Source organism: Rhodococcus sp. 24CO, from assembly GCF_050586165.1.
GTDB lineage: Bacteria > Actinomycetota > Actinomycetes > Mycobacteriales > Mycobacteriaceae > Rhodococcus_F.
Genome location: NZ_JAZFNF010000016.1, coordinates 37652 through 44181 on the forward strand (window position 1 = coordinate 37652; position 6530 = coordinate 44181).

General features: G+C 62.8%; 6 protein-coding genes and 2 tRNA genes. 3 read left to right on the top strand and 5 right to left on the bottom strand.

What is annotated here, in order from left to right:
* Window positions 1-4: 4 nt before the first annotated feature.
* A complete protein-coding gene (locus V2B23_RS28190; RefSeq protein WP_430953274.1) occupies window positions 5-727 on the bottom strand; it encodes a TetR/AcrR family transcriptional regulator in 723 nt (240 codons plus the stop codon).
* Window positions 728-926: 199 nt separating this feature from the next.
* Here V2B23_RS28190 and V2B23_RS28195 point away from each other — a divergent pair, with 199 nt between their 5' ends.
* On the top strand, window positions 927-2273 hold the full coding sequence (locus tag V2B23_RS28195) for a dipeptidase (RefSeq protein ID WP_430953275.1): 1347 nt from the start codon (window positions 927-929) through the stop codon (window positions 2271-2273).
* Here the strand turns inward: V2B23_RS28195 and bcp are convergent, their stop codons facing one another.
* Window positions 2274-2747 (bottom strand): thioredoxin-dependent thiol peroxidase, encoded by a 474-nt coding sequence (gene bcp, locus V2B23_RS28200; RefSeq protein ID WP_430953276.1) that lies wholly within the window; start codon window positions 2745-2747, stop codon window positions 2274-2276. It lies immediately after the preceding gene.
* Between the two features lie 151 nt (window positions 2748-2898).
* Between bcp and V2B23_RS28205 the strand changes: the two genes are divergently transcribed.
* Window positions 2899-3120 carry a DUF3618 domain-containing protein gene (locus V2B23_RS28205; protein ID WP_033232750.1) on the top strand — a complete coding sequence of 74 codons (222 nt, stop codon included), beginning with the start codon at window positions 2899-2901 and terminating at the stop codon, window positions 3118-3120.
* Window positions 3121-3184: 64 nt separating this feature from the next.
* Here V2B23_RS28205 and V2B23_RS28210 read toward each other — a convergent pair.
* The 3 genes from V2B23_RS28210 to V2B23_RS28220 all read right to left on the bottom strand — a co-directional run bounded on the left by V2B23_RS28210 (window position 3185) and on the right by V2B23_RS28220 (window position 4940).
* A tRNA-Lys gene (locus tag V2B23_RS28210) sits at window positions 3185-3257 on the bottom strand.
* 93 nt (window positions 3258-3350) lie between these two features.
* Window positions 3351-4772, bottom strand: a complete 1422-nt coding sequence (locus tag V2B23_RS28215) for an amidase (protein ID WP_430953277.1) — start codon at window positions 4770-4772, stop codon at window positions 3351-3353.
* Between the two features lie 95 nt (window positions 4773-4867).
* Window positions 4868-4940 (bottom strand) — tRNA-Lys (locus V2B23_RS28220).
* Window positions 4941-5252: 312 nt separating this feature from the next.
* Between V2B23_RS28220 and V2B23_RS28225 the strand changes: the two genes are divergently transcribed.
* On the top strand, window positions 5253-6422 hold the full coding sequence (locus V2B23_RS28225) for a L,D-transpeptidase (protein WP_430953280.1): 1170 nt from the start codon (window positions 5253-5255) through the stop codon (window positions 6420-6422).
* The last annotated feature ends 108 nt before the right edge of the window (window positions 6423-6530 follow it).

The following is a 6530-nucleotide window of genomic DNA, read 5'->3' on the forward strand; positions in this document are numbered from 1 at the left end:
GGCGTCAGTCCTCGTAGTCGGCTGTGCCGCGGCCCTTCAATCGAGATTCCTTCTCCGCCACCAGAAGATACGCACCCATCAGACGCTTGAGTTCCACCACGGCGTCGGCGTGGCTCTGGCCGTCCTGCACGGAGAAATTCAGCATCGAATACACCACGTGCACAAGCACTTCCGCCATCATCATGCGGCGATCCCGCGGTGAGCGCGGTGTGAGTGGACCAAGCATCTTGGCGACGGTTTCCGCGAACTGCTTCTCGTGAATGACACCGGTTGCCCGCGTGGACGGCGTGGATTGCATTGCCAACCACACCTCGCGGCGGGACGGATCGGATGTCCAGAGTCCGGCCATGTGGTCGACAAAACTGTTGAGGAACCGCAGCCAATCGAGTGACGGCACCTCACCGCCGAACTGCGCCAGTTCGTGTTGCACCCCCACGAGGTCCTGACGGTTCAATTCGCACACGATGACGTACTTGTTGGCGAAGAACTGATACAGCGTCCCGATGGGAACGTCAGCGCGCGCCGCGACCTCTTCGCACGTGAACGATTCGAAACCGACGTCGGTGAGAAGTTCGCGAGAGGCGGCGAGAAGAGCATCGAACTTGCGCTGGCTTCGTTCCTGCGTCGGACGTTTGCGTGGAAGCAGTTCCTGAGGTGCGTCGCTCTGAGAATTTTCGAGTGCGGGGTCCGGCCGGCGGCGTAGGCGGTTGCGGGTGGATGGCTGCACAGATTCGAGGTTATCGGCATCTGCAGCAGAATTTGGCACTTGTGGAATATCCGGGCTCACCGAAAGATCACCCGACCGACTGCTGGAAATCCGACGACGTTGCCACCCTTCGATACTAGGGGACCGAACGTGCGCTGGAGGAGAGGGTTGCTCATCGGTGATTCGGGCACACTGGAGTCGGCGAGAAAAGGAGACCAAAATGGCCGAACAGTTGCGAGCTGCAGTACGCGAGCTCATGCCCCGCGCCCACGAGGATCTGACGCGGTTGGTTGCGTTGCGGTCGGTCGCGGATGCGCGGCAATTCCCGGCGGAAGAATGTGCGGCAGCTGCCGCCTGGGTGGTTGGCGCGTTCCGCGAACAGGGATTTGCGGACGCCGAGGCGGTCGAGACGTCGGACGGTTCCGCCGCGGTAATCGGATTTCGGCCTGGCCCGGCGGATGCCCCGACCGTTCTCCTGTACTGCCACTACGACGTTCAACCGCCCGGAGACGAAGAGCTTTGGAATTCGCCACCTTTCACGCTGACCGAGCGCGACGGACGGTGGTACGGGCGAGGCGCGTCGGATTGCAAAGGCAACCTCGTGATGCACCTGACCGCACTCCGAGCGCTCGCAGCAGCCGGGCAGGCGCCGGCTGTCAACTTGCGAATCGTCGCCGAAGGCTCGGAGGAGATGGGCACCGGAGGCCTCGAAGACCTGCTGAGGCAGCGCCCCGAACTGTTCGACGCCGATGTCATACTGATCGCCGATACCGGCAACACCGCAGTGGGGGAGCCCACGATCACGACGTCATTGCGCGGTATCGCCAATGTGGTCGTCCACGTCTCGGCGCTCGAAGGTGAGGTGCACTCCGGGGTGTTCGGCGGCCCGGCGCCCGACGCGATGACCGCGTTGGTGCAGATGCTGGCAACCCTGCACGACGAAGAAGGCAACACCACCGTCGACGGTCTTGTCAGCGATCAGCACTGGAATGGCGTCGAGTACGACGACACACAATTCCGCGGCGATGCGGGAGTCCTCGAAGGGGTCGATCTAGTCGGCTCGGGTTCTGTGGCCGACCAGGTGTGGGCGCGGCCGGCGCTCACGATCTTGGGGATCGACTGCCCGCCCGTGGTCGGCTCGGCTGCGGCAATTACGCCACGAGCTTCCGCACGGTTGAACCTGCGCGTTCCACCCGGCACGGACCCCGCCGAGGCCCAGGACTTGCTGATCGGGCATCTGCTGGCTGCGGCGCCGTGGGGCGTGCGGGTGAGCGTGGATCCGGAGGCGACGGGAATGCCGTTCGGTGCTTCCACGGGTGGGCCGGGATTCAAGCAGCTCACAGCGGCTCTGAGTGCGGCGTACGGCGCCGAAGTCGGATTTGCCGGACAGGGAGGCTCGATTCCCCTGTGTAGCGCGCTGGCGGAGCAGTTCCCCGACGCGGAGATCGCGTTGATCGGCGTCGAGGAACCGCAGTGCCGCATCCATGCCCCGAACGAGAGCGTCGACCCGTCGGAGATCGAGAATCTCGCGTACGCGCAAGCCCTGTTTTTGAGCCGGTTCGAATAGCTAGACGGACAGGTCGCGTCGCAACTTGGCGACGTGACCGGTGGCCCGGACGTTGTACTGGGCAACTTCGATCTTTCCCTCTTCGTCGACGAGGAAGGTGGATCGGATGACGCCCTGGACGGTCTTGCCGTACATCTTCTTCTCGCCGAACGCGCCCCAGGCCTGCAGCGTCGCCTTCTCCGGATCGGAGAGCAGCGGGAAGGTCAGCTCCTCGTTGTCGCGGAACTTGGCGAGCTTGGCCGGCTTGTCCGGTGAGATGCCGATGACGTCGAGGCCGGCCCCGTTCAATTCGGCGAGGTTGTCGCGGAAGTCACACGCTTGCTTGGTGCAGCCCGGCGTGCTGGCCGCCGGGTAGAAGTACACGATGACCTTGCGGCCTCGGTAGTCGTGCAACGAAACTTCGTTGCCTTCGGCGTCGGGGAGCGTGAAATCCGGCGCGGTATCGCCGGCAGACAATCTACTGTTCTCGGTCACGGGAATCGAGGTTAGTCGAGAAATTGCGCGCCAGGTGGGCGCGCGAGCAATCTGCTCCTCTACGGTAGAACCAGGTGTCGACGCCTGGCGTCTGCACGGACGTAGCGGCAACGAACATCAAGCGACAGCACACAGACAAGTTGGAGGACACGTGCCCAGGGACACCGAGAGCATCGAGCGCGAGATCGAGAAGGCGCGTAACCAGCTCGCGAGCACACTCGACGAACTGACGGTACGGACCAACCCGAAGCGGCTGGTCGAGAACACCAAGAAGACGGTGCTCGCCAAGCTCAACGAGCCGAACGTGAAGTACGCGTTGATCGCCGTGGGATCCGTTGTCGGACTCCTGGTCATTCGCAAGATCATTCGCTGATCACTCAGCGACGTCGGACATGAAGAAGGCCCCCATCTCGATGAGATGGGGGCCTTCTAGCAAGTGCGCCCACAGGGACTCGAACCCCGGACCCAGTGATTAAGAGTCACTTGCTCTACCAACTGAGCTATAGGCGCTCGCTCTTGCGAGACAGAACATTAGCCGACAGGCTCCTCAGTTTGCAAAACGCGTCGTTCCAATCGTGACGGCAGTTACATCGCACGTGCCTTTCAAGCCTGCGGCGGACGGGAATTCGTCCACCCCATCCGGCCCTCTAGCTGATGTGCGAGCGACAAAATTGTCAGCTCGCCGTTCGGTCGCGACACCAGTTGGACGCTGAGGGGGAGTCCGCCGGCCGAAAATCCTGCCGGCACGGCCGCCGCCGGATTGCCGCACACATTCCAGATCGAGCAGTACGCCGCGATCGGCAAAGCCTTGCGGACGGCGGACAGCAGTCCTGTGCCTTCGAGTTGACCGATCCGTCGTGGCAAGGCGGGTGTGGTCGGCATCAGCACTATGTCGTACGTGTCGAAAACCTGGTTGACGGTGTGCGCGATCCGTTGGCCACGCCGGTACGCGGCCCGGCCGACGCGCCGGGATGATGCGATCCTGCCGATCGAAGACAGTGCGCGAGTTCGCTTTTCGAGGAGATCGGGCCGATCGACGCGCAAGGCCTCGTCGCGTACGCCGCCGAGTACCTGGGGCAGGAACGACGCCGTTGCATCCGGGTATTCGGGATCATGTTCGTCGACGTGGTGCCCCAAAGCGCTCAACATTTCTGCGATCGCACGAACCCCGGCAACCACTTCGGGCGCCGGCCTCACGCCGCGTACGGGGCAGCGGGTGGACACCGCAATGCGGAGGGGGCGCAGCGGGGACGCCAAACCTTCGGTGAAGCCGGCCCCGAGTGGTTCGGCCCGGTAGTCGTCCACCGGTGTGGTGCCGGTGATGGCGTCGTAGACGAGTGCGCTGTCCTGGACCGAACGGGTGAGCGGGCCGAGTGTTCCGAGACTGCGCCACAGGTTGCCGTTCGGTGCGGTGCTTACTCGGCCGCGCTGCGCTTTCAGTCCGAACAATCCGCAGAATGCCGACGGAAGTCGGATGGAACCGCCGCCGTCGCCGCCGATTCCCGCGGCAACCATGCCCGACGCGACAGCTGCTGCTGTGCCGCCACTCGAGCCTCCTGTGGATACTGTTGTGTTCCAGGGATTTCGGGTGTAGCCGTGCGCAGCGGTCTCGGTGAACGGCCAGATACCGAACTCCGGCATCGTGGTTTTTCCGATGATGATCGCTCCGGCGTCGCGTAAGCGTCGCACTACCTCGGAGTCCGCCTTTGCGATCCGAGTGACTGCGGCACCGCCGTAGGTAGTGGGTGTTCCGGCTACGTCGTTCTCGTCCTTGATCGCGATGGGCACGCCGTGCAGGGGACCGGCAGGGTCGTCGGAGGCCTGGCGCTCGTCGAGTCGGGTGGCTTCGGCGATTGCTTCGTCGGCGAGGATGCGGGTGAATGCGTTGAGTGCGGGATTGAGCCGTTCGATACGTCTGAGTGAATGTTCGGTCAATTCACGAGCCGACAGTTGGCCGCTGCGGATCAGTTCGGCTTGACCGACGACACCGGCAAATGCGACTTCCGAATCGGGCAGATCAGTCATGGCTCGCTCCATTTTGTCGGGTTCGCTGGAGTGTATTCGCCGCCCGGACACAAAAAAGATCCCCACCGCGTTTCCACGGTGGGGATCTTTGCAAGTGCGCCCACAGGGACTCGAACCCCGGACCCAGTGATTAAGAGTCACTTGCTCTACCAACTGAGCTATAGGCGCTCGCTCTTGCGAGACAGAACATTAGCCGAACCGTTCCGTCGGGAGCAAATCGCCTGGTGGGGCGTCGTCGGACGGGTGGTTCCTGTGACCTTGACCGAAATCGGTAACATTCCAATCGGTACGAAACGATTGATACTCGAACGTTACTCTTCGGCGGGCTTTTCATGACCGTGAGTAACGACTGTGCCTGGCATCATTGACCTGGCGCAATTGCTGGTCGTTAACATGTGAAGCGGAGTCGAACAAATGAGTCGTCAGTGGTGGGGCCTGTCCGTGCGTGGAGGGGCAGGCCGAGTCTCGAGGGGCGCCGCAATGGCCGCCGTGTCGTTGGGAGCGTTGGTTCTGGTGACCGCGTGCACGTCCAGTGGGGCTGCCGTGGACAACGAGGGCGCCGCGCCGATCGACTCCAACCCGTTGACCGAGCTCATCAAGCCGAAAGTCACCTCCACCGTCACTGACGGCGCAATCGGTTTCTCACCGGGCGATCCGGTCCGCATCGACGTCGCCGACGGCAGTCTGTCCGCCGTTCGGATGGTCAACGCCGACGGAAAGACGGTTGCCGGCACCATCGCTGCCGACGGAGCGTCGTGGGTGACCGCTGAACCCCTCGGTTACAACCGCAAGTACAAGATCGAGGCCCAGGCCTACGGATTGGGCGGCGCCAGCACTACGGTGACGTCGTTCACGACCAGCGCGCCTGGCAACCTCACCAAGCCGTACGTGATGCCCGGTGAGGGTTCCGTCGTCGGTATCGGCCAGCCGATCGCCGTGCAGTTCGACGAGAACATTCCGGATCGCAAGGCTGCCGAAGAGTCGATCACCGTCACCACGACCCCGGCTGTCGAAGGTGCTTTCTACTGGGTCAACAACCGTGAGGTTCGGTGGCGTCCGGAGGCGTACTGGGCGCCAGGCACCAAGGTCGACGTCAAGGTCAACGTCTACGGCCGCGATCTGGGCAAAGGCGTCTTCGGTCAGGAAGACGCCACGACGTCCTTCGACATCGGTGATTCCGTGATTGCCGTTGCCGACGACAACACGAAACAGGTCACATTCCAGGTCAACGGCGAAACTGTCATGACCATGCCCACGTCGATGGGTAAGGACAGCACTCCCACCGACAACGGTGTCTACATCATCGGTGACCGGTTCGCGAACTTGGTCATGGACTCGTCGACGTACGGAGTGCCTGTCACTTCCGCTGACGGATACAAGACTCCGGTCGACTGGGCGACGCGAATGTCCTACAGCGGCATCTTCTTCCATTCAGCACCGTGGTCTGTCGGGCAGCAGGGTTACTCCAACACCAGCCACGGCTGCCTCAACCTGAGCCCCGCCAACGCCAAGTGGGTGTACGACAACACCAAGCGCGGCGACATCGTCATCGTGAAGAACACTGTCGGTGGCACGCTGTCGGGCACAGACGGCCTGGGGGACTGGAACATCCCGTGGAACGTGTGGAAGGCCGGTAACGCGGACGTCTGAGTGTTTCGCTGAATCGACACGAATGCCCCCAGCCGATTGAACCGCTCCCCGGAAGTTGGACTGAGGAATTCAGTTTCGACTCCCGGGGAGCAGTTGTATGGGGTATCC